Source organism: Caproiciproducens lactatisolvens (assembly GCF_052443335.1).
In the GTDB taxonomy this organism is placed as follows: Bacteria; Bacillota; Clostridia; order Oscillospirales; family Acutalibacteraceae; genus Caproiciproducens.
On record NZ_CP195750.1, the window covers coordinates 2,789,925 to 2,814,732 of the forward strand.

The window sequence follows — 24,808 nt, forward strand, 5'->3', positions numbered from 1 at the left end:
TTATTTTTTTACTTCATGTTAGATACTATTTCTTTCGCGTACGCCCTGATGGCCGTCAGGTCTTCGTCCGTAGGATTGAAAAGAACACGGAAGCCTTCTCCGATAAACCGGAACTTCAGGTGTTCCATCCGGGATTTCATCATCGGAACGGCTTCGCCGCTCCAGCCATAAGCGCCGAACGCCCCGGCCGGTTTTTGTCTGGTGTTGATCGCGTCCACGCTGGCAAGGATATCCCAGATCACTTTCGGCGCGTCGCGGTTAATGGTGCAGGAACCGATCAGCAGAGCGTCCGCTTCATTCGCAAGCTTCGCTGCCTCTTCAAACGGCGTAAAGACGACGTTGATCAGCTTCGCATCCAGCTTCTCGTCTTTTTTCAGTTCGTCATAGGCCGCTTCGGCCAGCTTCCCAGTACATCCGTAAGCGGAAGCGTAAAGGATACCGACCGTTTTTTTCTCATGCGGGACAGGAGTGCTCCACTCCCGGTAAAGGTCCTCGCATTTCTGAATGCTTTCGGTAAGACAGGGGCCGTGACTGGGACAGACCAAGGTAACCGGAAGGTCCTTTATCTTGTCAAGTCCGGCCAGAACATAAGGCTTGAATGGCCCGAAAATACAATTGTAATAATGTTTAAATTGCTCGCTGTACTTGTCCGGATAATGGACGGTCGTATCAAGCATAGTGGGCTCGCAGTAATGCGTCCCCAGAAAGTCGCAGGTAAACAGCGTCTTTTCCGAACCCATGTAGACAAACATGGAATCCGGCCAGTGAAGAAGAGGCGCTACGATGAATTCAAGCTCTTCCCTTCCGATCGAAAGCTTGTCTCCCTGTTTTACAGTGACGCATTGAAAGTCCCGGTTGGTAATGGCAGAAAGATACATCTTTGCCGCCGTCGTACAGTAAACCGTAATATTGGGATTCATTTCGAGCAGCTTTCCAACGCTGCCGGAATGGTCCGGTTCCGTGTGGTCCATAATCAGATAATCAATTTTTGAAATATCGATGACACTTTGAATGTTATTCAGGTACTCGTCGAAAAACGGGGCGTGAACCGTATCAATCAAAACGTTTTTTTCACCCGTAATGAGGTACGCGTTATAGCTGGTGCCATAACGCGACTCCATAATGATGTCAAAAACACGGAGTGACGGATTCAGCACACCGACTGAATAAACATTGTTTTTGAGTTTGATTGCACCCATTCTAATGACATTCTTCCTTTTCAGTTATTCCGGAGAAAACATATCCTTGCCGACCCCGCACATAGGGCAGGTCCAGTCGTCGGGCAGATCCTCGAATTTTGTTCCGGGCGCGATGCCGTTGTCCGGATCGCCTACCGCGGGGTCGTATACATAGCCGCATGCATTGCAAACATATTTCATAAACTTCGCTCCTTTGGTTGAATTTGTCATTAGTATAGAATAGCACAGCTTTTTTGTCAATCGGAATTGGCCTCAAATTGAAAGTCTTCGATTATTTCGCTTAAATTGGTCGGAAAAACCGAACCCCTCTGCAGCTGTTGCGCCACACTCATTGCCGTCCCCAAATCATGTGACACTATCTGGTCAGCTTTTTCTACACGGGTCACGGTGATTTCCACCCCGAAGCCCGTGCTGCGGCTACCATAAACGTAATACTTCAGACTGTTGCCGCACAGCTCAATATTCCCTACGCATCTTCTCATTTTTCCCCTCCTTTTTGTGTGAAATATGACCACAAACTAGTTTAATGATAATTCAATTTTGTCAGATATGCAAGACGAAAACGTTCTCTTTCTTCACGAAAATTATATTTACGCAATATATTTGGCTCTTTTGGACTTTTCAAGCATATCTTGTATATTGGATTTAAGAACTATTTAGACCCTTTTATACAGAAAGCAAATAAAACCGGCACATAATACGCCCAGTATTGCGCCCGCGAGAACGTCCGACGGGTAATGCACAAATAAAAAAATGCGTGAAAGGGCAATCAGCAGCGCAAGGGAAAAAGAAGGAGCCGTAAATTTACGGTTTGCCCTGCGCAGGATGAACGCCGCCGCAAAGGAAGAACCGGCGTGACCAGACGGGAAGGAATACCCGTGCGGCGCGGCAATCAGCAGCCTGTACCCGGGGATAACGCTGAACGGGCGCGGGCGGGCGGCAAGCGGCTTCAGGATTCCTTCCCCGACCGTATGCGTCAGCATCAGAGCGGCCAGAAGCATCACTCCGTACGGACGGTATTTTTTAGAGCAGATCAGGCAGATGCCGGCCACAACCCATATGAATCCCGCGTTTCCCAGCACGGTGACGGCGGGGAAAAAGAAATCCGTAAAGCCGTTGTGAAAATGGCTCTGTATAAAATTCAGGATCAGAAGATCCAGATTCATCCTCTCTTTTCCTCCTTTCCGCCTGCCCGTGTGGGAAACGGGAACGTATTATCGTTGGACGATACTACCATATTTTGAGAAATCCGCGAATATACTTAACCATAACAGGGGGTTGATACGATTGGATTGGCAGAGTCTTACAAAAGAAGAATGTGCAAAAAAACTCGGTACCAATATAAAGACGGGCCTGTCGCCGGCCCAGGCGGAAGAGCGTCGGAACAGGTACGGCCCGAACGAACTGGAGCAGCCGAAAAAGAAGAGCGTTCTGCTGCGGTTTTTCGCGCAGTTTTCAGACTTTATGGTAATCATCCTGCTGGTGGCGGCCGGAATTTCGTTTGTGACTTCCTTTTTGCAGAAGGACAACGATTATATTGATTCCATCATCATTCTGGCAATCGTCACGGTAAACGCGATGATGGGCATGATACAGGAAAGCAGGGCGGAAAAATCGATCGAAGCGCTCAAAAAGATGTCCAGTCCTCACGCCCATGTGGTGCGCGCGGACACGGAAGCGCTGATTGAGGCAAAGGACCTGGTCCCCGGCGATCTTGTCCTTCTGAACGCGGGCGATCTTGTTCCGGCCGACTTGCGGCTGACCGAAGCCGTCAACCTGAAGGCGGAGGAAAGCGCCCTGACCGGGGAAAGCCTGCCGAGCAGAAAGCGCGCGGACATGACCTGCTCCGCCAACACCCCTCTCGGCGACCGCCACAATCTGCTGTTTTCCTCAAGCTCCATTGCGTCGGGGCACGGCGCCGGCATCGTTACGGCGACCGGGATGGAAACACAGGTGGGGAAAATCGCGCATATGATCAGCACCCAGTCGGCTCCTCAGACCCCGCTGCAGCGCAAGCTGGCACAGACGGGGCGCTGGCTTGGAATCGGCGCCCTGGTCATTTGCTTTGTCATTTTTATTATGGGCCTGTTTCAGCACGTTCAACCACTGGAAATGTTTTTAATTGCCATCAGTCTGGCCGTGGCGGCGATCCCTGAGGGCCTTCCCGCGGTCGTCACCATTGTGCTGGCGATCGGCGTACGCCGCATGGCGGCGAAAAGGAGCATTGTACGGCGTATGCCCGCTGTGGAAACGCTTGGCAGCGCCAGTGTGATCTGCTCCGATAAAACCGGCACCCTGACGCAGAACCGGATGACCGTGGTGGAGCTGAGAGGCTCCGGAGGGACCGTCCCGATCCACTCGACGCAGGGAGATTTCCTTCTGAGCCTTGCGTCGCTCTGCTGCAACTGTACGGTCAGCGGGAGCACGATCCACGGCGACCCGACCGAAACGGCGATCGTCTCCGCCGCTCCCACCGAAAAGAAACGGCTCGACGAACAGTATCCCCGCGTAATGGAAATCCCGTTCAGCTCCGAGCGCAAGATGATGACGACCGTACACCGCCTGGGCGGCGGGCGTTACCGGATTATCACCAAGGGCGCGCCCGACATTCTGTTCACGCACTGTACGGGCGGAGCGCCGCGGCAGAACGAGGAGATGGCCTCGCGCGCGCTGCGCGTGATCGGCGTCGCCTACCGGGACATCGACTTTCTGCCGGACCCGGACGAGGATATTGAACACGGCCTGACCTTCTGCGGCCTGATCGGAATGATCGACCCGCCCCGCCCGCAGGTAAAACCCGCTGTGGATTTATGCCGCAAGGCCGGCATCCGGCCCGTTATGATCACAGGGGATCACGCCGCCACCGCGGCGGCGATTGCGAAGCAGCTCGGCATTATGGACGGAAAAAGCCGCGTCATCACCGGCGCGGAGCTGGACAGACTCAGCCAGCAGGAGCTTGAAAGAAGCATCTACGACTACGCCGTGTTTGCCCGCGTTTCCCCGGAACACAAGGTACGCATCGTACGCGCGTTCCAGTCCCATGGCGAGGTCGTCGCCATGACGGGGGACGGCGTAAACGACGCCCCCGCGCTGCGCGCCGCGGACATCGGCTGCGCAATGGGCATTTCGGGCACTGACGTGGCCAAGGCGGCGTCGGATATGGTTCTGACGGATGATAACTTCGCAACGATTGTGACCGCTGTACGCGAAGGCAGGGGCATCTATGAGAACATCCGAAAAACCGTACATTTCCTGCTCAGCTGCAACATCGGGGAAATTCTGACCGTGTTTGTCAGCTTTCTGCTGCGCCTGCCCACCCCCCTGCTGGCCATCCAGCTGCTGTGGGTAAACCTTGTGACGGATTCCCTTCCCGCGCTTGCGCTGGGCGTTGAACCGATAGACAGGGACATCATGGACCGCAAGCCGGTAAAACCGAACGAAAGCGTTTTTTCCGGCGGCATGGGATACAATATTATTGTGGAAGGGTGCCTGATCGGCGCTATTTCGCTTCTGGCCTACAGCATCGGCCGCATTTATTTCGACGTCGACCCGTCGTCCCCGTATGTCGGCCGCACCATGGCGTTCGCGGTCCTCAGCCTCTCTCAGATCGTACATACCTTTAACATGCGGTCTCCGCACTCCGTGTTTAAAGCCGGCATTTTCGCCAACCCCAAGCTTGTGCTGGCGGGGATAATCTGCACGGCGCTCCAGACAATGGTGATCGTCTTTGAACCGCTGGCCGTAATTTTCAAGACCGCGGTGCTGAACGGCCGCCAATGGCTGATCGTAGCGCTGCTGTCCCTGATTCCCCTTGCGGTGGTAGAGCTTGAAAAGGCGGTCACAGGACACAAATCCCGGCACAAGCCCATACAAAGCGGACATAAAAAGTCCGGCGGGGTACCAAAGAAATCGTTTCAGGGAAAAGGAAAGGCATTTCTTAACCGGTGAGGATACCGGGTTAAGAGGAGAACAGAGAAGCGGACCCGGAACAATCTGTTCCGGGTCCGCTTCCATTACCGACAGCTAATTTGAAATAGACTATTTGTTATAAATTTTGTTTGCAAAACGCTTTCAAACGGTCCGTTTCCGTCTGTTCGTCTTCCCCTTCAACGGTAAAGGTAAGTCTGTCGTTTTCTTTGGCGCACAAGCTCATGATGGAAAACAGGCGTTTGGCATCGGCTGTCGTGCCATTGGCCAGCACACTGATTTTACAGCCGGAGCCCTGCGCGATTTTCACCAGCATCCCCGCCGGTCTCGCATGTAATCCAAGTTTATCCTGAATCGTGTAATCAAATTTTATCATAGTACATCCTTTTTTAATCTCTTGTCCGTCAGGCCGTGGGAGAAGCTTTCCGCTTTTTCAATTCTTCGACATACCACGAGGTAATGATCTCCGGTCGGGTGATCGCCGTTCCCACAACAATGCTGTGGCAGCCCAGCTCCAGAATTTTAAGCGCCTCTTCTTTGGTGTGGATCCTGCCTTCTGCGATGATCGGTTTTGCGAGATGACGGACAAGCTGTTCCACCAGCTCATAGCTGAGTCCGTTTATATGACTCGTCTGGGGAGTGTATCCGCAAAGCGTGGTTGACACGATATCCGCGCCACAGTCACTTGCGTAAACACCCTCTTCAAAGGTTGAAATATCCGCCATAACCAATATATCCGGGTAATTTTTATGGATACCCTGAATCATGGAAGTAAGCGTTTCGCCGTTCGGCCTTTCTCTTTTTGTCCCGTCCAGTGCAACAATGGAGGCACCGGCCTCAATCACTTTTTTGGCGCTTTCAAAATCCGGCGTGATAAAAACACGTTTATCCTGATCCCATATTTTACGAATCCCGATAATCGGAAGCTTTACTTTCCGGGAAATGGCGCGAATATCCTCTTCGCCGTTTGCTCTGATTCCTACTGCGCCTCCCTCTTCAGCGGCTTTTGCGAAAGCCGCCATAATATCGCTGCCCCGCATCGCCCAGCCTTCCCGGGCCTGACAGGAGACAATGAGACCGTTTTTGATCTGGTTTAAAACAGTTTCCTGTTTCGACGTCATCCAACCATTCCTTTCAACAGAGAACTTTAAAGTATCCCAAACAGTTTTCCGAAAATACCGATCACAAAACTTAAAACAATACAAATATAATTGCCTTTTTGTGATTTGTTTAAGATTTTATAATAAATGAGAGTGACCGCAACGGGAAGCAGTCCGGGCAGAATCTGATCCAAAAGCTCTTGCACCACGACTTTTTTGCCGGCGGAAATAAACTGCAGGGCAATGGGCAGCTTGACAAAGCTGACAACCATTGCGGCGGTGACCATCAAACCCACAATAGTGGCCGCCTGAACAAACTTATCGATCAGATTTGATTCATTGATTTTACTGACAAGCTTGATTCCGAACCGATAGCCGTACTTGATAAAGTACCACCGCGAAAAAACATTCAGCAAAACATTCGGAACGATGAACACAATGGGCCCCAGAAAATTCCCGTTCAAACTCATTCCGGCGCCGATCGCCGCAAAAATGGTCATAAAGGTCGCTTTGAAAAGAGAATCCCCAATTCCGGACAGCGGTCCCATCAACGCGGCTTTTGTGGAAGAGATGATTTCCGGAGCCATTTGCTGATTCCTCGATTTTTCTTCCTCCAGTGCCAGGGTCACCCCAATGACTGCATTTCCGGTGTAGGGATGGCAATTGAAAAACTCGTTGTTTCTCGCAAGCGCTTCCTTATATTCCTCTTCGTTTTTATAGAACTTCTTCAAAGCCGGGATCATGGCATAGCAGAAACCAAGGTTGCAGTACCGTTCATAATTGATCGATGTCATGGAGAAGAAAGATCTGAAGAATACTTTTTTCAGGTCTTTCTTGTCCAACAGGGTTTCCCGGTTTTCACCGTTATCATTATCCGCAAAGATGTTTTCTCCGTCCTCCCGCTTGCTCAGAGAAAAGACTCCGGCGGCAATCGCCAAACCCATCAGCGAGATCGCAAGTACGTCAAGCTTCAGATACTCCGCTAACACGAAGCCCAAAAGCAGAAATGCCCAATATTTTTTTGCGTCCATCATCTTGATCAGCATTGCCATACCTACCGCAGGAAGGATGGTGGAAGTCGCTTTCAGCCCCGTATTCAGCCATGCCGGCAGAGACGCGACCAAGTTTGATACCCATTCGCTTCCGAACCGCAATGCAAAAAATGTAGCGATAAAGAAAATGACGAAGAACACGATCAGCCCGGTCAAATGGGTTCTCTCCACTTTTTTTGTATTGCCTTCCGATATGTATTTATCCGCCCGATGGACAAGATAGATATTGACATTCCAAGCGAGCATAATCAGGAATTGCGCCAGAATTCCTACCGGCATCGCAAGAACAATGCCGATTTCCGGTTTTCCCCCCGATAAAATAGCAAAGGCCGTGCCGATCAGACCGGCGATCTGTGCGTTCGGCGGCACGGAGCCTCCGATCGGCAGAACACCCATAAACATCAATTCAACACTGCCGCCGACAAGCAGGCCGGTGTTCAAGTCCCCCATCAGAAGGCCCAAAATTGCCCCGCCTACCACCGGGCGGCTAATCATCCAATAACCATATCCGTAATTTTCCAAAATAAGCAGCGCGATAAAAGCGCTTAATCCCAAGGCGCTAAGAGTAGACATGGTATCAATCCCTTTCTATATTTTTTATTTCTTTGTCAGCATAAATGGTACAGATCAAGAGATTTATCACTTGGAGCAGTCCTGATTTCACACTCCACTCCTTGTTCCTGAAGCTTTCTGAAGGTCCGGATGTCTTCGTCATCCACGTAAACCGTTTTGGACAGCTGCTTCTTTCCCTCTTTAAAATACATTCCGCCGACATTTATGCTTTTTACCGCCACGCCTCCTTCTACCAGCTTTAAATATGCCTCCGGTCCTTTTGCCACTAAAAAGATTTTTTGATGGAGATCCTTTTCACTTTTAAAGTACTGTATCGTTTCGTCCACTGAAAAGACATAACCGGTCTTTCCTTTCGGCACCGCCATCCCGATCAGCATTTTCTGCATTTGGTCCTTTGCGCAGATATCGTCCACAACAATAATGGTGTCCACCTGATATGCTACGCTCCAGCTATAGGCTATTTGACCGTGAACCAGCCTTTCGTCTATTCTTGCCACTGCAATTGCCATTTTTCTCCCTCCTCATTCTTTACTCATTCCATCTTTGTACACATAGCCCTTCGATTCTTTTCTTTTAAATCGCCATACAGGAAGTATTTTCCTGTATGCTCAGTCCCGGCGACTCAGATTTTCGGGCGCTAAATGGAAAAGCGTCGTTTTTCCCGTCTCCACCGCGTTTTTTATCGCCTGATCCAAAGGAGCATCCTGATCGTTCACCAATGAAAGCAGCAGCGGCAAATTGAAGCCCGCGATGATCTCAAGGTGCGGCTTTCCCTGCTTTACCGCAAACGCGGCATTAAAGGGCGTCCCGCTCATCAGGTCGGCAAGAATGATATATTCGCACTCCTCTTTTGTCTTTTCCCCGATTCTTGCGGTAAAGCTTTCCAAAGATTCATCTTCCTGCAGGCACAGATAGTCGACTGCGTCCATCTCACCCATGATCAGTGTAGCAACGTGTACCATCGCCTCCGCGATTTTTCCATGGCTTACAATTAAAATTCTTCGCTTCTTTTTCTTATCACCCATAGAACCCCCCCTTAGAATTGACAAAAGTATATAATACTCCAATTAAAAAGTCAATAAAATTTTAAGAATTATTGTGGAAATTTTAAAATTTTATTTCAAAACATTTACAAAACAGCTTTTAAATTAAGAATATTGAAAAACCAGTTTTAAAATATTATCCCGCATTTTTCCTGTATTTTAAATAGAATTTATAAAATTTAATTTTATTATTTAAGAATATGTATTGAATTTTTATTTTAAATGTTTATAATTAAATTACTAAGAATAACCTTGGAAGGCAGCAACAGTCCCAAACGAACCTTCGCTTGCCGGTTATTCATTGAAAAAAGCATTGAACAACGCACAGAAACCAAATTTCCCACACACTACAACATTTTAAGGGAGATATGCAAAATGATCACAAATCTTGATATACTTGAAACAGAGCAAAAGAACGAAGAAAGCCGTGAGATCGATGTAATGAGCACAATAGAAATGCTTGAAGTAATCAATTCCGAGGATAAAAAGGTTGCTTTTGCCGTAGAAAAAGTGCTGCCCGCTATTCAGGAGCTGATAGATGAAGCGCACAAGCGCATGATGCGCGGCGGCAGAGTCGTCTACATCGGCGCGGGTACTTCGGGCAGGCTGGGTGTCTTGGACGCCAGCGAATGTCCTCCGACCTTCGGTGTGGAGCCCACGCTGATCCAGGGCGTCATCGCCGGCGGATTTGAGGCGCTGATCAGGGCGAAGGAAGGGGCAGAGGATGATTTCTCCCTCGCAAAGCAGGATTTAATGCGCATTTCTCTGAACAGCAGCGATACCGTTATCGGTCTGGCGGCAAGCGGGAGAACGCCGTACGTGATCGGCGGGCTGGATTACGCAAAAGAGATCGGCGCTTACACCGGGGCGATCAGCTGCGTGAGCAACGCTGAAATCTCAATGCATGCTCAAACCAAAATCGAAGTGCTTGTCGGGCCGGAAGTCATTACCGGCTCCACACGCATGAAATCCGGGAGCGCACAAAAAATGATTTTGAATATGATTTCCACCGCACTTATGGTACAATATGGAAAAGTGTACAAAAATCTGATGGTAGACGTACAGCCGACAAACGAAAAGCTGATCGAGAGGGCAAAACGGATTATCCTGTCAAGCACCGGGTGCAGCTACGAAGAAGCCGAAAAATATCTGAAATCCAGCGGCTCCGACGTAAAGGTGGCGATCTGCATGGCGCTGACCGGTCTTTCCAGAAGCAATTGTGAAACCATGCTGAACGATAGCCTGGGCAATATATCGATGGCAATCCGCTCGCTTAAAAGCAGAGACGCCGTACTCCCCAAAAACTGAATTCAGAAAAGGAAGCGTTTACACATGAGCTGCATTTACAAAATACGGGAAGGAGCCTCCAGCTACACGGATACGGAAAAGAAGCTGGCGGATTACATCCTGAACCATATTGACGAAGTCCCCTTAAACTCATCACAGACTTTAGGGGAACGCGTCGGTGTTTCTGCCGCCGCAGTGATACGCTTTTCTAAAAAACTGGGTTACAACGGCTTTACCGCTTTGAAAGTCGATCTGGCCAAGGACAGAGCTGCTGAAATCACAAATTACGACGACATGATTCAGGAACAGGATTCGATGGATACCGTCCTGAAAAAGGCGGAAAACCTGAATACCATGCTGCAGAATCAGGCATACCGGCTTATCAACACCGCAAGCCTTGAAAAAGCGGTCGACCTGCTGCTTCACTGTGACACGGTCTATCTTTTCGGGGTCGGCGGATCGGGGATCGTGTGTATGGACTTTATGCAGAAGCTGACGCGGATAAATCGCAGGGTCGTGTTTCAAAGCGATTTTCATTATCAGCTGCCCGCCGCCGCTCACATGACGGACCGGGATGCGGCGATCGCCGTTAGCTACAGCGGGACAACACGCGAGGTCAACACTGCCGTACAGCTTGCGAAAGAGCTGGGGACGCCCGTTATCAGCATTACTCAGTTCAAAAAAAGTCCTTTGGTAAAGCTTTCAGACATCCTGCTCTATATTCCCTCCTCGGAGAGAGAGTTGAGGCTGGGCGCAATTGCTTCGCGCAACGCCTCTCTCATCGTCACGGACCTGCTGTATTTGGGTCTTGCAAAAAACGACATAGGGATGATAAAGGAATATCTGGTCAGGACCAAGGAAGCGATCAAGCGTTTAAAATAGCCGTTAAGATTCGTCATGCAGTCGGATATAAAGGTTATCCACCATTATAAAATAACGGAGGAAGCATTGCTTCCTCCGTAAAAGCCCAACGGACCGTTGGGCTTTTTTGTTATAGAAATCTTATTACGATCATTGTTTTTCCGATTCGTCCGGCGCCTGCACATGGTAGCGTTTTTGCGCGACATAGGCGAAAACGCCGCCGAACAGGATATTGAAATAATAGGTAATGATTCTCCACAGAAGGATCGCGGGGATGATCGCGGTCTTAAAGAACATGCCGAAAAACAGGTAGAAGCTGCCTTCCGCGCCGCCGGAGGCTCCCGGCAGCGGCACAAACACGCTGACCATGGCTACGAACACCTGGGCCGCCACCATGGTTGTGACCGACGCGGAGCCTATGTTGAAGCTGCGGTAAATGAAATAGGGAATCAGGCTGTTCAGCGTGATCTGAACAACGGTGAACGCCATCACGACGGCATACAGCCTGACCGATCTTCCCATCAGCTTGGAAGCGCCGTGGAAAATTTCGAGCTGGCTGTGGATTTTCTCATAACGCTCTTGGGGATGTCTGCAAAGCTTCACTTTATGAAGAAAGCGGATCACGCCCGTCACAATTTTATCCGTGGCGGTCTCGCTGATCATGAACAGGGCGACCAGGGTGATAAAAGTGCTGTTGCTGATCAGCCCGATAATCGTTACAAAGGAAAAATTGCTGACGCTCGTCTGGAAAAAATGCAGCTTCATGGCAACCAGTACGAGGGAATACAGCACCATGACCACCTGATAAGTCAGGGTCTTGACTGCAATGATGGAGCCGGCCTTCCCCGTGTCCATACCCAATTTTCTCATGGAGTAAATCTGCATCGGCTGGCCGCCGGTTGAAAACGGCGTAACCGCGCTGTACAAAAAGCCGATCATGCCTACGCAAAAAGAACGCCCGAAGCTCCATTCGGGATACAAATGGACGCAGAGCAGGTTCAGGACGAAGCCCTCCGAAATCCAGCAGAGCACCGCGCCCGCAACGGATAAAAACAGCCACTCGGGCTTCAGCTTCAAGATAATTTCCCCCAGTGCGACAATCCCGTCCGTGGTAAACAGAAAGTAAAGCAGAATTCCGGCGGAAAGAAGCAGTGTAAGAATGACAAAAAGATTTTTGCGGATTCCCTTTTTTAGACTACCTGCCATTTTTTTCTCCATTGTTATAAATTGGCCTTACGCCTGGGACATTTCTATATTTTATCTCAAACAGCAAAATTATACAAGACCGTTTCCCGAACTAAGGGATTCCCTAAGAGGAAATTCCACGGGGCCCGGCGTTTACAGGCGCTTTCAGCGGATTGCCGGATTGCACGCGCTTGGGGAATTCTGCATACTATATTATCGGATAAGCCCGATGTGTCGAGACGTATCAGAAAGGAGATATACAATGAACGACATGAAAATCGTGGAAGGGGAATCGTGCCTGCTGAGTCCCCCGCCGTTGCCCGCAACGACCGTCGTGGCAATGGCATACGTTCCTTTCCAGCAGTTCGGCGCGGTATACGAGCCGGAAATGGGTCTGCGCAGCGGCACCATATTCCCAGATCTTGACAAACCTTTTTTAGGTAAACGAGGTGTAATGAAATGACCGAACAGGAAGCTTTAATGACGAGAATCCGCTCCTACCAGTTTGCAATGTGGGAGCTTCATATTTTTTTAGATACCCATCCCGGCGACTGCAAAGCGGCGCAGAAGCTGGAAGAATACAGAAAAGCAACAAATGAAATGACCGCGAAGTATGAAGCGGCCTACGGGCCGGTCAATGTGAACGCCCAGAACACCAGCCGCTGGGCGTGGATCGCCGATCCCTGGCCGTGGGACGGTACAGCAGCCGGAAACAACATGAATGTACAGGGAATGTCAAAACAGAAGGAAAACACGATGCCGTGGGCGAATAACGCAATGCCGTGGCAAAGCATGAATTCCGCCGGAAACGCGGCGGTACAGGGAACCTCCACGCAGCAGAACAGCGCCATGCCCCAGATGAATCTACCGATGATGCAGAATGCCGCCGGAAACATGGCGGTGCAGGGGACCTCCACACAGCAGAACAGCGCCATGCCCCAGATGAATCTACCGATGATGCAGAATGCCGCCGGAAACGCGGCGGTACAGGGGACCTCCACACAGCAGAACAGCGCCATGCCGCAGATGAATATGCCAATGATGCAGAACGCTGCCGGAAACACGGCGGTGCAGGGGACCTCCACACAGCAGAACAGCGCCATGCCCCAGATGAATCTACCGATGATGCAGAATGCCGCCGGAAACATGGCGGTGCAGGGGACCTCCACGCAGCAGAACAGCGCAATGCCGCGGATGAATCTGCCAATGACGCAAAACGCTCCAACCGCAAATACGGCGGTACAGGGCGCCACCATGCAGCAAAACAGCCCCATGCCATGGATGAACATGCCGGCGGTGCAAAGCTCCTCCATGCAGCAGGGCAGTGCGATGCCTCGGATGAATATGCCAACAATGCAGAACGCCGCCGGAAATACGGCGACGCAGGGCGCCTCCATGCAGCAGAACAGCGCCATGCCGCAGACCAATACGCAGAGTGCCGCCGGAAACACGGCGACACAGGGTGCCTCCATGCAGCAGAACAGCGCCATGCCGCAGACGAACACGCACGCCTCCGGAAACACGGCGACACAGGGTGCCTCCATGCAGCAGAACAGCGCCATGCCGCAGACGAATACGCAGAATGCCGCCGGAAATACGGCGACACAGGGCGCCTCCATGCAGCAGAACAGCGCCATGCCGCAGACCAATACGCAGAATGCCGCCGGAAATACGGCGACACAGGGCGCCTCCATGCAGCAGAACAGCGCCATGCCGCAGTCAAATATGCAGAATTCCGCCGGAAACGCAGCGGTACAGGGGACTACACAGAACAAAACGATGCCGCAGTCAAACGTGCTTTCATGGGTAAATATATTAGGAAAATAAAAACGGAACCGCGCAGACCGTTCCGCAATCCGCCGGTTCCCGACCGGCGGATTTTTATATGCCCGTGGAATTCCCCGTACCCATATTGACAGGCTGTTCAGGCAATGCATACTATGGAGTATTCTCGAGTGAAAGGAGTAGAACAATGAGTTTAAACCGCTATACCAATAATGTTGAGTCCGTATCAGACGCGAATGATTTCGATTCCAATGACTGCAGCCACAGCTGTGACAGCGAAAGCGCAAGAGCATTGAAACGGATTCTTTCCCTGCTGGACGATTTAAATAATAGTGATCTGCGTATACTGGATGATGTCATTGAGCGGCTTGTCTGCAGCCGTAAGAGGTCATAGTTTTACACTTTTCCGTACCGTCCCGAACGGTTTTTCTTTGCAAAAAAATCGTTAAAAACCGCCTGCTATGCAAAATAGCGGGCGGCCAAGGCAATATTTTTAACAACAATTTACTTTCATAATTTCATGCTATCCTCGCAAACTATTCGCGAGGTGACAGAAATGGCAAACAATTTAAGTGATCTTTTAGCATCCAATACTGAAGTAAATCAGTATTTTTCATCACTGCCTGCAAATGTACAGAATGCAGTGTCCGGCTGCGGTGAAGAGATCTGTACACTGGAAGATCTTCTCCGCTGCATCAAAGGAATCACCGGGACCTGCTGATCACTATGGAAATAAGAAAAACAGCGGAAGGAAATTTTCTTTCGCTGTTTTTCGTCCCGTGCGGCGTCCCGGGACTGAATTCATGCCCAAAGAAAAAAGCTTCTTAAAAATGCGTTTAACGGATGCACGAAAAAAAACTTTACGGCATATTTTATATTGAAACAAGGCGGTTACTCTTTGTGACACGCGGCAGCCGTCATCATGTCCGAATCATGTAATCACCTCATACTTGTATGCCGATTTACGATAGAAAGCAAAGCTCCGGCAAGTTCATTGCCGGAGCCTCAAATTTATTCGGTTAAATTGTTTCTCAATTGTACATTGGGACCACCAATTTCTTTTTAATAAAACGAAAACCAGAAAACGCGTTTCAAACTATATTTTGGACTCACCCCTTTTCCCTGTTCAATCGAACTGCTTTTTCAGAAAAGCAAAAACGGGTTGCAAAGTATAAAGAATCGTCGTTTCGTTGGTTCGGACATCGTGGTCGATATTCCGCCTACAATCTTGCTGCATGAATCATCAGGATTTTCCGGATCATTTATTTTCACGCTGAACAAGGGATTCGGCAGCTGCGCCCAACGAACTTGCAGCTGTGTGCTTTACAAAACGGTTCAATGCCCATTGGACTCACCTCTTTCTGCATCATTGATTTTTCCGGTGCTTCTTCCGGCGGTACCCTTTGCCGGCGCCGTTTCTGCAGCGCCGCCGTTTTTTCGGCACCCGCCCATCACCGTTTAAAAATCATTCCTATCTCTGTTTCCATCTATATTATAAGCGATAACTTGTAAAAGGTCAATATATTTTTTGGCTTGTACATGAAAATTTCATATATTATTGTGTAACTTTATTTTCCTGTTGACTTCATGAAACAGGAAATGTAGAATAATACATAGACAAATAAACGGTGAGGAGATGACCCCTGTGAACGACGAATACGGTGCGGATTTAATTACCCTGATTGACGACGACGGCGAAGAACACGAATTTGAGGTTCTGGATGTTATCGATAACGACGACGGCTGCTTCTACGCGCTGCTGCCGACATTTGAGGATCCACAGGATAAAGTTGACGCGGAGGGCACTTATTATATCTTTGAAGCGATCGAAGAAAACGGCGAACAGCAGCTGGCCGAAGTAGAGGACGAAGAGCTGCTCGACAAGCTTGCCGAGCTTTTTGAAAGCCGTTTTGAAGAACTGTACGATTCCGAGGAAGATACGGAAAACGACGAATAAACATTTCGTTTGCACCCTGCCTGGTGCGTGGACCGTTGCAAAAATAACCCTACAAATTTAAATCGGGAGCATACGCTCCGGTGGCGGACCTCAGACCTCCCGGCTTTTGCCGGACGAAGGGAGTACGAAACCATTGGGCTGGCACCCACCTGCTTTTTAGTAGCAGGTTATTTCAGCACATTACGGCCAGGCGGGATCAATAAATAAGTTTAGGGCCCCTGATGAAGATCGGGAGCCCTTTTTGATGTCATATGACAGTTTGCTCATTTTGTCGGTGTACAGTTTCCGGGTAATATTATATAATGCATTTCAGAAGCAGCCGGACCCAGTTATGAAAGGAGTGAAGGGTTAGATGTACGATTACAAAATCATAACGGACTCCACTTCTGACCTTCCTGTAAAGCTAATCAAAGCAATGGATATTGAAGTGATTCCGATGACTTTTACGGTCGGAGAAGATTCCTATACCAATTACCCGGACGAGCGCGATATTTCCTCCCACAATTTCTACGACCGTCTTCGCGGCGGGGAAATGGCCACCACCAACCAGATTGGCCCCGTCACCTTCGCGGAAGCTTTTGAACCGGCTTTAAAGGCGGGGCAGGATGTGATATATATCGGATTTTCCTCCGCCCTGAGCGGTACCTACAACAATGCGCGCCTGGTTGCCGAGGAGCTTGCGCTGAAATATCCCCGGAGAAAAGTTTACGCTGTGGACTCGCTTGCCGCTTCCATGGGAGAGGGCCTTCTCGTTTACTACGCGGCGCAGATGCGCCAGAACGGCAGCTCCGTTGACGAGGTGCACAAATGGCTGCTTTCGAACCGGGCGCGTCTTGCGCACTGGTTCACCGTCGACGACCTGAACCACCTGAAGCGCGGGGGACGCGTATCCGGCGCGGCGGCGCTGGTCGGTACGATGCTGGGGATCAAGCCCGTCCTTCATGTCGACAGCGAAGGGCGCCTGATTCCGGTCGAAAAGGTACGCGGGCGCCGCCAGTCCCTGGACGCTCTCCTTCATCATATGCAGAACGCGGTGGAGGACCCGGAAGGGCAGATGATTTTCGTCAGCCACGGGGACGTCCCGGAGGACGCCAAGTACATAGCGGACCAGGTACGGAAAAAGTTCCATGTCAAAGCGACGGAAATCAACCCCATCGGCCCGGTGATCGGGACTCACTCCGGGCCGGGAACCGTAGCCCTGTTCTACCTTGGCAAAGACCGGAATTGAATCAGCTTATCAACATTAAAAAAGAGGGAAACGGATTTGAACTGCACCCCAAAAGTTAGACAGTATGATATACTGAAACTAACGGAAGGGGTGCAGTTTTTATGCCCAAAGGAATACCACTCAAGAAGTATACTGGTAAATTTAAGCAGCTGGTAGTAGAAACAGTCCGAAAGGACGGATTAAGCTATCGTGAAGCAATGCGCATATTTGAAATTGGCGGAGCAGAACGAATCAAGAAATGGGAACGAATTTATCTTGAAGAGGGACCGGCAGGGTTGTATGTCGAGCGTCGAGGCCGAGCCAGTGCCGCCAGCGGAACCCAGAAAGGCCGACCACCAAAACTGGACAAGCAGATGGAAGAAGATCTGATCGCAGAGAATCAGCGACTGCGTGCAGAGGTGGCGTACCTAAAAAACTTGCAAGCCTTGGTTTTGGAAGACGAGCGAAAAGCGCGCAAAAAACGCTGGTGATTCGAGGACTGAGGCAAAGTTATTCATTGGAAATTCTGTTGGAAGTGGCTCAGCTTGCGCGCTCGACTTACTACTACCATGAGAAACGGCTGGCAAAGGCAGATAAATACGGCAACGCCAAAGAGGGCATTGCCGCAATTTACCACGAGAACAAAGGGCGCTATGGCTACCGGCGTATTACCGCAGAGCTGCGCCGCCGCGGTTTCCCACTAAACCACAAGACGGTGCAGCGGCTGATGAAGCAGCTTGGCCTTGTCTGCCGTGTACGGATGAAGAAGTACCACTCTTACAAGGGCGCGGTTGGCAAGGTTGCGTCAAATCTGCTGGAACGAAACTTCGAGGCGGAAAAGCCAAACCAGAAGTGGGTGACCGATGTCACAGAATTTAGTCTGTTTGGGCAGAAGCTCTATTTGTCACCAATTCTTGACCTGTGTAGCCGTGATGTTGTAGGTTACTCAATCTCGGACAAACCAGCGCTCTCCATGGTGACAGAAATGCTGGACAAGGCTTTTGCAAGAATTCCAGACGGGACAAACCTGATCCTGCATTCCGACCAGGGCTGGCAATACCAGCACAAGCAATACCAACGTATGCTCAAAAAGAAAGGCGTCCGGCAGAGTATGAGCCGAAAAGGCAACTGCCTGGACAATGCCGTGATTGAGAACTTTTTCGGTCTGCTCAAGAGCGAACTGCTATATTTACAGACTTTTGAGTCCATGGAGCATTTTAAAACTGAACTCGTCGATTATATTGACTATTATAACTACCGCCGCTCCAAGGCAAAGCTAAGGGGCCTGCCGCCTGCTCTTCACAGACAACAAGCCCTCTCGGCTGCCTAATTAAAATATTTGTCTAACTTTTTGGGGTCAATTCAATTCAGCCGTTCCCCTCTTTTTTCTGTCCCCTTTGATTTCTCCGGTAGTCCAGATAATCCTGCAGGATGATGGTTGCGGCAACCGCGTCCACCACCGCCTTGCGCTTTTTTCCGCGCGTGTCGGTATCGTTCAGATACCCGTGGGCCGTAATGGTGGTCCCCCGTTCGTCGCGCATTTCCACCGGAACGTTTACCAGCGCCCGCAGCGCTTCGGCAAAGGCGCGGGCGTTTTGCGCGCTTTCCCCTTCGCTGCCGTCCATGTTGCGGGGCAGTCCGACCACAATCGTCCCCACGGCCCTTTCTGCGGCCTGTGCGGCGATTGTTTTGGCAAGCCGTTCCATATTATGTTCGCTGATTACGCCCGCGGGAGAGGCCAGAAGCTCGCTTTTATCGCACACAGCGAGTCCTGTGCGCGCCCTGCCCAAATCGACAGCCAGTATTTTCATAACGATCCTCTTTTCCCGGACGCTTCCCGGTTGTTCTGCTTCCACCACACGAATTTCGCGGTGGAGGAGACCTCCGGCGTCAGGTGGGAAGCGTCGTTCATAGAGACCACCGTGCTATACAGATTATCATCGAAATCAATCACACTGATCGCGGTATTGGCGGAACCCGCCACCTGATCGATCTGCTCAAGCGGCTTATGCAGCGCGCTGCAGAGGATATTGCGGATGGCGCAGCCGTGCGAAACGGCACAGACGGTTTTCCCCCGGTTTTTCCGGACAATACCGGTAATACCCTCCCATACCCTTTGATAGACCTGCCGCATGGGTTCCCCCTCCGGCGGGGCAAAATCCCATGGGCGGTTCAGCCAGGTATCCCATTCGTTCGGAAAGCGTTCGGGCATCTCCTTCCAGAGCCGGCCTTCCAGAATCCCGCCGTTGATTTCACGCAGGCCCGGTTCCACCTGAATGGGCAAATCGTGAAAGCGGTTGATCGCCTGCGCCGTTTTATACGCCCGCTGCAACGGGCTGGAATAAATCGCGCCGATCGGCATGTTGCGGCACCGGATGCTCAAAAGGTCAAGCTGCGCTTCGGCGTTTCCGGAAATATCGCAGTCGGTGCTCCCCTGAAAAACGCCTCTCGTGTTTCCCAGCGCTTCGCAGTGGCGCACAAGTATGATTCGTGTCATTGTGTCATTCTCCTGTTTCTTATGATTCCCATGGGATCATCTTTCCCGTCAGTTCGGCTGCTTTGGCAATATGGTTCCTGTCCAGATATTCGCTGAGCCCGTCCAGTATTTTCACCGGCGCGTACGGGTCGGTAAAAAGCACGGTCCCGATCTGCAGCGCGGAAGCGCCGGCCAGAAGCATCTCTACAGCGTCCTGCCATTTGGAAATACCGCCCATTCCGATGATGGGGATTTTCACCCTTTTATATACCTGACTGACCATCCGGACGGCCACCGGGAGCAGCGCCGGGCCGGAAAGCCCGCCCGTATTGTTGCGGATCACCGGCCTGCGGGTATGGATGTCGATGCGCATGCCGGTCAGGGTGTTGATCATGGAAATCGCGTCGGCGCCCGCGCTTTCGGCCGCCGCGGCAATTTCGCCGATATCGCTGACATTCGGGGACAGCTTGACCATCAGCGGCTTTTTGCAGTGCCTGCGTACCGCCGCCGTGACGCCCTCCGCCCCCGCGCAGCTGGTGCCGAACTGTACGCCGCCCTGTTTGACGTTGGGGCAGGAAATATTCAACTCGATCATATCCACATCGGTTCCGGAAAGCTTTTCCGCCATCCGGCAGTAATCCTCCGGCGTATTGCCCGCGATGTTCGCGATGATCACCGTCCCCTGCTGTTTCAGCCACGGCAGGTCGTGTTCGATAAAATGGTCCACCCCCGGATTCTGCAGCCCGACGGCGTTCAGCATTCCGCCCGGCGTTTCCGCGATGCGCGGCGGCGGGTTGCCGGGGCGCGGGGAAAGCGTAATCCCCTTGCAGGAAATCCCGCCCAGGGTGCTGAGGGGATAAAGCTCGCCGTATTCACGGCCGAAGCCGAAGGTTCCGGACGCCGCGACAATCGGGTTTTGAAACGCAACGCCCGCAATGCTTACCCGTAAATCCGCCATGCTCATCCCTCCCACACGACTGTTTCAGAATCAAAGACCGGGCCGTCCTTGCAGACATGGCCGTAAAATTCCGTCCCGTCTTTTTTCAGCCTGCACGCGCAGCCAAGGCACGCGCCGATTCCGCAGGCCATGCGCTCTTCCAGGGAAATCTGGCAGGGCACCCCGCGCGCAGCGGCGGTCCTGCACACCGCTTTCAGCATGGGAACGGGGCCGCAGGCAAAAATAACGGTAAAATCCAATCCTTTAAGCAGGTCGGTCACAAGCCCGTGGCAGCCGAAGGAGCCGTCGTCGGTCGCGATCAGCACCCGGTTTCCATTCTTCTCAAAATCCTCTTTCAGGATGATGCTTTCCTCATTGCGGAAGCCCGCGAGAACCGCCGCATTTTTCCCGAAGGCCTTCGCCGCCTCCAGAAGCGGCGGCACGCCGATGCCCCCTCCGACAAATACTGCCTTTTGTCGGGTATTTCCGAGGGAATATCCGTTTCCCAGCGGCGCAAGGATGTCCAGCGTATCGCCGGGGCATGCGTCCGCAAGCCAGGCGGTGCCTTCCCCGCGAATCTGGAAAACAAAGCGCAGGGTTCCCGCCGCGCGGTCGATTTCACAGATGGAAATGGGACGGCGCAGGGTTTTCCCCGGCACATAAACATGGGCGAACTGCCCTGCCGACGCGGCTTTGGCCAGCTCGCCAGCCTCCACGGTCAGGTCGAAAACATCGGCGGTCAGCTGCTTTTTTTCTGTAATTTTGCAGAGCATTACATCGTATTTCATCCTTGATGGCTCCCCTTCTGCGGGAAGGAAACCGCGCCGATTTCCTTTGCGATTTCGTCGCGCATCCGCTTCGCTTCCTGCGCGGCCGCCCGGGCATAGTCTGTTTCCGGCGCGCCGCTCTTTTTCCATGCGGTCATAATGGAGCGGGAAGCGTTGACCACCGCGCCGAGGCCGTTTTCGTCAAACGCCGGGGCAACGTCCTTTGCGCCGCCGCCCTGCGCGCCGTAGCCCGGCACCAGGAAAAAGGTGTGGGTCAAATCGCGGCGCAGCTCCGCCAGCTGTTCGGGATAGGTCGCGCCCACCACCGCGCCGACGCCGGAATATCCGTACTTGCCAGACAGGCCTTCGCCCCACTGCTCGCAAAGATGCCCGACGGTGCCGTAAAGCGTTTCCCCGCCTTCAAAAATTTGGTTCTGCAGCTCGCCGGAGGAGGGATTGGAGGTCTTTACCAGCACGAAAATCCCCTTGTCCTGCGCCCCGCAAATATCGATCAGAGGGGTAACACCGTCGGAGCCGAGATAAGGGTTGACGGTCAGCGCGTCGCCGCCGAACGGGACGTGGGTCCGCTCCCCGACCGCGACCGTGCCGAGGTGCGCCGCAGCGTACGCCTGCATAGTGGAACCGATGTCGTTGCGCTTGCCGTCGGTAATGACAAACAGCCCCCTGTCCTTCGCGTAGGCGATTGTATCGTACAGGGCCTTTACACCGTGCCATCCGTACATTTCATAATAGGCGCATTGGGGCTTTACGGCGGGCACGATGCCGCGCAAAGCGTCAATCAGCCCTTTGTTGAACTCCAGAATCGCGCTGGCCGCTCCTTCCAGCGTTTCGCCGTACCGGGTAAAGGCTTTCTCCTTTATAAAGTTCGGAACATAGTCAAGCAGGGGGTCCAATCCCGCGACCGTGGGGTTTTGCAGCTTTACGATACCTTCTATCAATCTGTCCAGTGCCATGGCGGTTCCTCCGTTTATTTTTTTATTGAATGGCGGTTTGCCCTCGGTTGGGCAGGCTGCCATAAAAGCCCTTATCGCAAACCTGTATCTTCAAAGACGATTTTTCCCCGGCAAACCGTTTTTTTCACTTTTCCGGTCAGCTCCCTGCCCTTAAAGACGGCGTTCCTGCTTTTGCCGTGCAGCCGGTCGGGATCGACCGTCCAGCGCTCGCCGGGGTCGAACAGCACAAGGTCCGCGGGTGCTCCCGCCATAAGCGAGCCCGCCGGAATCCCCAGCAGGGCCGCGGGCGCGGCGCTCATCAGGCGGAGAAGCTCCGTCAGCGTGAGAAGCCCGCCGTTTACCAGATAAGTGATTCCCGCGGCAAGGCTTGTTTCCATCCCGACGCTTCCGTTCGGCGCGGAAAGAAAATCGGATTTCTCCTCGGGGGTATGCGGCGCGTGGTCGGTCGCGATCGCGTCGATCGTGCCGTCGCGCAGCCCCTCGATCACCGCCAGCCGGTCCTCTTCCGTACGGAGCGGAGGGCTCATGCGGTAATCCGCGTCGCGGCTCAGCAGTTCGTTTTCCGTCAGAGCGAAATAGTGGGGCGCGGTCTCCGCCGTCACCCTGACGCCGCGCCGCTTCGCGTCGCGGATGAGCGCGACGGAGGTTTTCGTACTGACGTGGCAGATATGCACCGAAATACCGTAAGCCGCCGCAAGCGCGATTTCCCGCGCGGTGCCGCAGTCCTCCGCCGCGGCGGGAACGCCTTTTACCCCCAGCCTTTCGGAAACGGCTCCTTCGTTGAGCTTGCCTCCCTGCGACAGGAACAGATCCTCGCAGTGGGACACCACCCTCATATCCAGTTCGGCGGCAAGGCGCAAAGCCCGCGCCATCAGCAGGGTGTTGACAACGGGCCGTCCGTCGTCGCTCAGCGCGACGGCCCCGGCGTTTTTGAGCGCCGCCAGATCGTTCAGCTCTTCGCTTTTCAGGCCCTTTGTAATCGCCGCCGCGACATACACCCTCGCGTCTGCACTCTGTGCTTTATCCCGGATATACCGCACCGTTTCGGGGGTATCGACCGCCGGTTCGGTGTTGGGCATGCACAACAGGCTGGTGACGCCTCCCGCGGCGGCGGCACGGCAGCCGGTCAGAATATCTTCCTTTTCCATGAATCCCGGGTCGCGCAGATGGACGTGCATGTCCACCAGACCGGGCGCGGCGACCAATCCCCGCGCGTCTGTCACCTCGGCGTCCGTACAGGGGATTTCCCCGCCGACGGCGGTAAAAACGCCGTCCGTGATTAGGATATCCCCTGTTTCGTCCGTCGCGCTTTTCGGGTCAAGAAGCCTTGCGCCGCGAATGAGCAGTCTGTCCATTTCTTCCCTCCGTTCTTTCAATATCTATTCTGGGCCAAGGGAATCTAAGCCCGTCGGTAAACCGTACTCCCTCCGACATAAAATCCTCCTGCACCCCCCAGGGTATCCCCAAAGTGTCTTTCTGTGGCACGATACCATTGGGGTCTTCATTGATGGAGGATGCGAAAAAACCGATTAATATAGATATAGATCATTACTTATTGATTATTTTGTCATATTTTATACAAATAGTAAAGATTTTTTCTGTATTTCAGTCATGAATCAGGGGAAAACAAAGAACTTTGTCAGCGCCAGCAGTTCCCGCGCGTAACAGGAGGAAAAAATATACCACGGCGTCGGCGCGCTGACCGGGTAGGACGTGATTTTCAGCCCGGCGGCGATTCTTCCGGCGCGGTACTGGTGGTAGTCGTCCGTAACGATCGCCATCACGGGATTCAGCCCGTTTTTCTCAATCAGCGCCTGCGAATTGCTCAGGTTTTCCTGTGTGGAAACCGACGTATCCTCCGCGAGAATCCGGGAGGCGTCGATCCCGTTTTTCACAAGGTGCTCCCGGATCACGGAAGCTTCCGTCACCAGTTCGCCTTTTCCCTGCCCGCCGCTGGCGATGCATTTCGCGTTGGGGTGGTCTTTCAGATACGCGGCCGCCGTTTCGATCCTCACCCGCAAATCCGCGCTTGGCGCGGTGCCGCTTACCTTGCTGCCAAGCACGACCACCGTCGCGTCCGCCGGCGGGGAGGCCTGTCCCGCTCCCGCGCCGTAAATCATCAGCCCGGTCAGCACCGCGGCCCACAGCACCCCGGCACAGAACAAAGCCAGCACGGTACGGCAAAAAACGCGGAGCCCTTTGGAGCTTTTGCATTTCCGGCCGATCGCGCCGGAAAACACGGCGGTCAGAAAGAGGAGGACGCATACGGCGATTCCAGACGCATTGCCGATATTCAGCACACCCCAATGGATCGGAATCAGAAACCAGACAAGCCCTCCAAGGGAAACCGCCATCGCTAAAATTTTTACAATCCGTTTTTTCAGCATTTCCGCCTCCCTTTCGTCCGTGCTCCGCTATCACCGCGATTTCTTTTCGGCCCCTCCCCGAGGGGGCTGATGCGGATATCCTATTCGCTTG

The 24,808-nt window shown here is 52.4% G+C and carries 27 protein-coding genes and 1 other RNA gene; 11 read left to right on the forward strand and 17 right to left on the reverse strand.

Annotated features, from left to right (window positions below; genetic code table 11):
* Nucleotides 1-8: 8 nt before the first annotated feature.
* From ACRQV7_RS13670 to ACRQV7_RS13685, 4 genes are all read right to left on the reverse strand, one after another.
* Complete coding sequence (locus ACRQV7_RS13670; protein WP_444658607.1) at nt 9-1,199, reverse strand: FprA family A-type flavoprotein; 1,191 nt, start codon at nt 1,197-1,199, stop codon at nt 9-11.
* A gap of 24 nt (nt 1,200-1,223) precedes the next feature.
* A complete protein-coding gene (gene rd, locus ACRQV7_RS13675; RefSeq protein ID WP_081928396.1) occupies nt 1,224-1,379 on the reverse strand; it encodes a rubredoxin in 156 nt (51 codons plus the stop codon).
* Nucleotides 1,380-1,435: 56 nt separating this feature from the next.
* A complete protein-coding gene (locus ACRQV7_RS13680) occupies nt 1,436-1,681 on the reverse strand; it encodes a hypothetical protein (protein ID WP_275713452.1) in 246 nt (81 codons plus the stop codon).
* 174 nt (nt 1,682-1,855) lie between these two features.
* Nucleotides 1,856-2,365 carry a phosphatase PAP2 family protein gene (locus ACRQV7_RS13685; RefSeq protein ID WP_444658609.1) on the reverse strand — a complete coding sequence of 170 codons (510 nt, stop codon included), beginning with the start codon at nt 2,363-2,365 and terminating at the stop codon, nt 1,856-1,858.
* A 91-nt stretch (nt 2,366-2,456) separates the two neighbouring features.
* On the opposite strand from ACRQV7_RS13685, the gene ACRQV7_RS13690 reads away from it, so the two are divergent.
* Entirely contained in the window at nt 2,457-5,147 is a 2,691-nt protein-coding gene (locus tag ACRQV7_RS13690) for a calcium-translocating P-type ATPase, PMCA-type (protein WP_444660295.1), read from the forward strand.
* Between the two features lie 97 nt (nt 5,148-5,244).
* Here the strand turns inward: ACRQV7_RS13690 and ACRQV7_RS13695 are convergent, their stop codons facing one another.
* The 5 genes from ACRQV7_RS13695 to ACRQV7_RS13715 all read right to left on the reverse strand — a co-directional run bounded on the left by ACRQV7_RS13695 (nt 5,245) and on the right by ACRQV7_RS13715 (nt 8,876).
* Nucleotides 5,245-5,502 carry an HPr family phosphocarrier protein gene (locus ACRQV7_RS13695; protein WP_444658611.1) on the reverse strand — a complete coding sequence of 86 codons (258 nt, stop codon included), beginning with the start codon at nt 5,500-5,502 and terminating at the stop codon, nt 5,245-5,247.
* A gap of 28 nt (nt 5,503-5,530) precedes the next feature.
* The gene (locus ACRQV7_RS13700) at nt 5,531-6,247 is read right to left on the reverse strand and encodes an N-acetylmannosamine-6-phosphate 2-epimerase (protein ID WP_444658612.1); all 717 of its coding nucleotides are present in this window, start codon (nt 6,245-6,247) and stop codon (nt 5,531-5,533) included.
* Between the two features lie 26 nt (nt 6,248-6,273).
* Nucleotides 6,274-7,851, reverse strand: coding sequence for a PTS system mannose/fructose/sorbose family transporter subunit IID (locus ACRQV7_RS13705; RefSeq protein ID WP_444658614.1), 1,578 nt, complete (start codon nt 7,849-7,851; stop codon nt 6,274-6,276).
* Between the two features lie 35 nt (nt 7,852-7,886).
* Entirely contained in the window at nt 7,887-8,360 is a 474-nt protein-coding gene (locus ACRQV7_RS13710; protein ID WP_275713445.1) for a PTS system mannose/fructose/N-acetylgalactosamine-transporter subunit IIB, read from the reverse strand.
* Between the two features lie 99 nt (nt 8,361-8,459).
* Nucleotides 8,460-8,876: a PTS sugar transporter subunit IIA gene (locus tag ACRQV7_RS13715; RefSeq protein WP_444658615.1), complete on the reverse strand. Its 417-nt coding sequence runs from the start codon at nt 8,874-8,876 to the stop codon at nt 8,460-8,462.
* A 396-nt stretch (nt 8,877-9,272) separates the two neighbouring features.
* Here ACRQV7_RS13715 and murQ point away from each other — a divergent pair, with 396 nt between their 5' ends.
* Both murQ and ACRQV7_RS13725 read left to right on the forward strand, forming a co-directional pair.
* On the forward strand, nt 9,273-10,202 hold the full coding sequence (murQ, locus tag ACRQV7_RS13720; protein ID WP_444660296.1) for an N-acetylmuramic acid 6-phosphate etherase: 930 nt from the start codon (nt 9,273-9,275) through the stop codon (nt 10,200-10,202).
* Between the two features lie 24 nt (nt 10,203-10,226).
* On the forward strand, nt 10,227-11,063 hold the full coding sequence (locus ACRQV7_RS13725; protein WP_275713442.1) for a MurR/RpiR family transcriptional regulator: 837 nt from the start codon (nt 10,227-10,229) through the stop codon (nt 11,061-11,063).
* Between the two features lie 129 nt (nt 11,064-11,192).
* Here ACRQV7_RS13725 and ACRQV7_RS13730 read toward each other — a convergent pair whose 3' ends face one another.
* Nucleotides 11,193-12,248 (reverse strand): lysylphosphatidylglycerol synthase transmembrane domain-containing protein, encoded by a 1,056-nt coding sequence (locus ACRQV7_RS13730; protein WP_444658618.1) that lies wholly within the window; start codon nt 12,246-12,248, stop codon nt 11,193-11,195.
* A gap of 241 nt (nt 12,249-12,489) precedes the next feature.
* Between ACRQV7_RS13730 and ACRQV7_RS13735 the strand changes: the two genes are divergently transcribed.
* The 8 genes from ACRQV7_RS13735 (at nt 12,490) to ACRQV7_RS13770 (ending at nt 18,506) form a co-directional block, all read left to right on the forward strand.
* Nucleotides 12,490-12,690, forward strand: coding sequence for a spore coat associated protein CotJA (locus ACRQV7_RS13735; RefSeq protein ID WP_038325869.1), 201 nt, complete (start codon nt 12,490-12,492; stop codon nt 12,688-12,690).
* Nucleotides 12,687-14,054: a spore coat protein CotJB gene (locus tag ACRQV7_RS13740; RefSeq protein ID WP_444658619.1), complete on the forward strand. Its 1,368-nt coding sequence runs from the start codon at nt 12,687-12,689 to the stop codon at nt 14,052-14,054. The genes ACRQV7_RS13735 and ACRQV7_RS13740 overlap by 4 nt, the downstream gene beginning before the upstream one ends.
* Nucleotides 14,055-14,199: 145 nt before the next feature.
* Complete coding sequence (locus ACRQV7_RS13745) at nt 14,200-14,406, forward strand: hypothetical protein (RefSeq protein WP_038325871.1); 207 nt, start codon at nt 14,200-14,202, stop codon at nt 14,404-14,406.
* A gap of 1,242 nt (nt 14,407-15,648) precedes the next feature.
* On the forward strand, nt 15,649-15,969 hold the full coding sequence (locus ACRQV7_RS13750) for a DUF1292 domain-containing protein (protein WP_243122518.1): 321 nt from the start codon (nt 15,649-15,651) through the stop codon (nt 15,967-15,969).
* A gap of 10 nt (nt 15,970-15,979) precedes the next feature.
* A non-coding RNA gene (ssrS, locus tag ACRQV7_RS13755) (6S RNA) lies at nt 15,980-16,170 on the forward strand.
* 151 nt (nt 16,171-16,321) lie between these two features.
* Entirely contained in the window at nt 16,322-17,197 is an 876-nt protein-coding gene (locus tag ACRQV7_RS13760; protein ID WP_444658621.1) for a DegV family protein, read from the forward strand.
* 101 nt (nt 17,198-17,298) lie between these two features.
* A complete protein-coding gene (locus ACRQV7_RS13765) occupies nt 17,299-17,667 on the forward strand; it encodes a helix-turn-helix domain-containing protein (protein ID WP_444657875.1) in 369 nt (122 codons plus the stop codon).
* Between the two features lie 26 nt (nt 17,668-17,693).
* The gene (locus ACRQV7_RS13770) at nt 17,694-18,506 is read left to right on the forward strand and encodes an IS3 family transposase (RefSeq protein ID WP_444657876.1); all 813 of its coding nucleotides are present in this window, start codon (nt 17,694-17,696) and stop codon (nt 18,504-18,506) included.
* 37 nt (nt 18,507-18,543) lie between these two features.
* Here ACRQV7_RS13770 and ruvX read toward each other — a convergent pair whose 3' ends face one another.
* From ruvX to ACRQV7_RS13805, 7 genes are all read right to left on the reverse strand, one after another.
* Entirely contained in the window at nt 18,544-18,987 is a 444-nt protein-coding gene (ruvX, locus tag ACRQV7_RS13775; RefSeq protein ID WP_444658623.1) for a Holliday junction resolvase RuvX, read from the reverse strand.
* Nucleotides 18,984-19,673 (reverse strand): histidine phosphatase family protein, encoded by a 690-nt coding sequence (locus ACRQV7_RS13780; RefSeq protein WP_444658625.1) that lies wholly within the window; start codon nt 19,671-19,673, stop codon nt 18,984-18,986. Before ACRQV7_RS13780 ends, ruvX begins: the two co-directional genes overlap by 4 nt.
* A 19-nt stretch (nt 19,674-19,692) precedes the next feature.
* Complete coding sequence (locus ACRQV7_RS13785) at nt 19,693-20,610, reverse strand: dihydroorotate dehydrogenase (RefSeq protein ID WP_444658626.1); 918 nt, start codon at nt 20,608-20,610, stop codon at nt 19,693-19,695.
* Nucleotides 20,611-20,612: 2 nt separating this feature from the next.
* On the reverse strand, nt 20,613-21,377 hold the full coding sequence (locus tag ACRQV7_RS13790) for a dihydroorotate dehydrogenase electron transfer subunit (RefSeq protein ID WP_444658628.1): 765 nt from the start codon (nt 21,375-21,377) through the stop codon (nt 20,613-20,615).
* Nucleotides 21,374-22,330 (reverse strand): orotidine-5'-phosphate decarboxylase, encoded by a 957-nt coding sequence (gene pyrF, locus ACRQV7_RS13795; RefSeq protein WP_444658630.1) that lies wholly within the window; start codon nt 22,328-22,330, stop codon nt 21,374-21,376. The genes ACRQV7_RS13790 and pyrF overlap by 4 nt, the downstream gene beginning before the upstream one ends.
* Nucleotides 22,331-22,401: 71 nt before the next feature.
* Nucleotides 22,402-23,685: a dihydroorotase gene (locus ACRQV7_RS13800; RefSeq protein WP_444658631.1), complete on the reverse strand. Its 1,284-nt coding sequence runs from the start codon at nt 23,683-23,685 to the stop codon at nt 22,402-22,404.
* Between the two features lie 261 nt (nt 23,686-23,946).
* On the reverse strand, nt 23,947-24,717 hold the full coding sequence (locus tag ACRQV7_RS13805; RefSeq protein ID WP_444658632.1) for a YdcF family protein: 771 nt from the start codon (nt 24,715-24,717) through the stop codon (nt 23,947-23,949).
* Nucleotides 24,718-24,808: the final 91 nt, after the last annotated feature.

Excerpts from the sequence above, each read along its gene's own strand:
- ACRQV7_RS13670 (WP_444658607.1), bottom strand. The coding sequence starts at position 1,199 with ATGGGTGCAATCAAACTCAAAAACAATGTTTATTCAGTCGGTGTGCTG.
- rd (WP_081928396.1), bottom strand. The coding sequence starts at position 1,379 with ATGAAATATGTTTGCAATGCATGCGGCTATGTATACGACCCCGCGGTA.
- ACRQV7_RS13680 (WP_275713452.1), bottom strand. The coding sequence starts at position 1,681 with ATGAGAAGATGCGTAGGGAATATTGAGCTGTGCGGCAACAGTCTGAAG.
- ACRQV7_RS13685 (WP_444658609.1), bottom strand. The coding sequence starts at position 2,365 with ATGAATCTGGATCTTCTGATCCTGAATTTTATACAGAGCCATTTTCAC.
- ACRQV7_RS13695 (WP_444658611.1), bottom strand. The coding sequence starts at position 5,502 with ATGATAAAATTTGATTACACGATTCAGGATAAACTTGGATTACATGCG.
- ACRQV7_RS13700 (WP_444658612.1), bottom strand. The coding sequence starts at position 6,247 with ATGACGTCGAAACAGGAAACTGTTTTAAACCAGATCAAAAACGGTCTC.
- ACRQV7_RS13705 (WP_444658614.1), bottom strand. The coding sequence starts at position 7,851 with ATGTCTACTCTTAGCGCCTTGGGATTAAGCGCTTTTATCGCGCTGCTT.
- ACRQV7_RS13710 (WP_275713445.1), bottom strand. The coding sequence starts at position 8,360 with ATGGCAATTGCAGTGGCAAGAATAGACGAAAGGCTGGTTCACGGTCAA.
- ACRQV7_RS13715 (WP_444658615.1), bottom strand. The coding sequence starts at position 8,876 with ATGGGTGATAAGAAAAAGAAGCGAAGAATTTTAATTGTAAGCCATGGA.
- ACRQV7_RS13725 (WP_275713442.1), top strand. The coding sequence starts at position 10,227 with ATGAGCTGCATTTACAAAATACGGGAAGGAGCCTCCAGCTACACGGAT.
- ACRQV7_RS13730 (WP_444658618.1), bottom strand. The coding sequence starts at position 12,248 with ATGGCAGGTAGTCTAAAAAAGGGAATCCGCAAAAATCTTTTTGTCATT.
- ACRQV7_RS13735 (WP_038325869.1), top strand. The coding sequence starts at position 12,490 with ATGAACGACATGAAAATCGTGGAAGGGGAATCGTGCCTGCTGAGTCCC.
- ACRQV7_RS13740 (WP_444658619.1), top strand. The coding sequence starts at position 12,687 with ATGACCGAACAGGAAGCTTTAATGACGAGAATCCGCTCCTACCAGTTT.
- ACRQV7_RS13745 (WP_038325871.1), top strand. The coding sequence starts at position 14,200 with ATGAGTTTAAACCGCTATACCAATAATGTTGAGTCCGTATCAGACGCG.
- ACRQV7_RS13750 (WP_243122518.1), top strand. The coding sequence starts at position 15,649 with ATGACCCCTGTGAACGACGAATACGGTGCGGATTTAATTACCCTGATT.
- ACRQV7_RS13760 (WP_444658621.1), top strand. The coding sequence starts at position 16,322 with ATGTACGATTACAAAATCATAACGGACTCCACTTCTGACCTTCCTGTA.
- ACRQV7_RS13765 (WP_444657875.1), top strand. The coding sequence starts at position 17,299 with ATGCCCAAAGGAATACCACTCAAGAAGTATACTGGTAAATTTAAGCAG.
- ruvX (WP_444658623.1), bottom strand. The coding sequence starts at position 18,987 with ATGAAAATACTGGCTGTCGATTTGGGCAGGGCGCGCACAGGACTCGCT.
- ACRQV7_RS13780 (WP_444658625.1), bottom strand. The coding sequence starts at position 19,673 with ATGACACGAATCATACTTGTGCGCCACTGCGAAGCGCTGGGAAACACG.
- ACRQV7_RS13785 (WP_444658626.1), bottom strand. The coding sequence starts at position 20,610 with ATGGCGGATTTACGGGTAAGCATTGCGGGCGTTGCGTTTCAAAACCCG.
- ACRQV7_RS13790 (WP_444658628.1), bottom strand. The coding sequence starts at position 21,377 with ATGAAATACGATGTAATGCTCTGCAAAATTACAGAAAAAAAGCAGCTG.
- pyrF (WP_444658630.1), bottom strand. The coding sequence starts at position 22,330 with ATGGCACTGGACAGATTGATAGAAGGTATCGTAAAGCTGCAAAACCCC.
- ACRQV7_RS13800 (WP_444658631.1), bottom strand. The coding sequence starts at position 23,685 with ATGGACAGACTGCTCATTCGCGGCGCAAGGCTTCTTGACCCGAAAAGC.
- ACRQV7_RS13805 (WP_444658632.1), bottom strand. The coding sequence starts at position 24,717 with ATGCTGAAAAAACGGATTGTAAAAATTTTAGCGATGGCGGTTTCCCTT.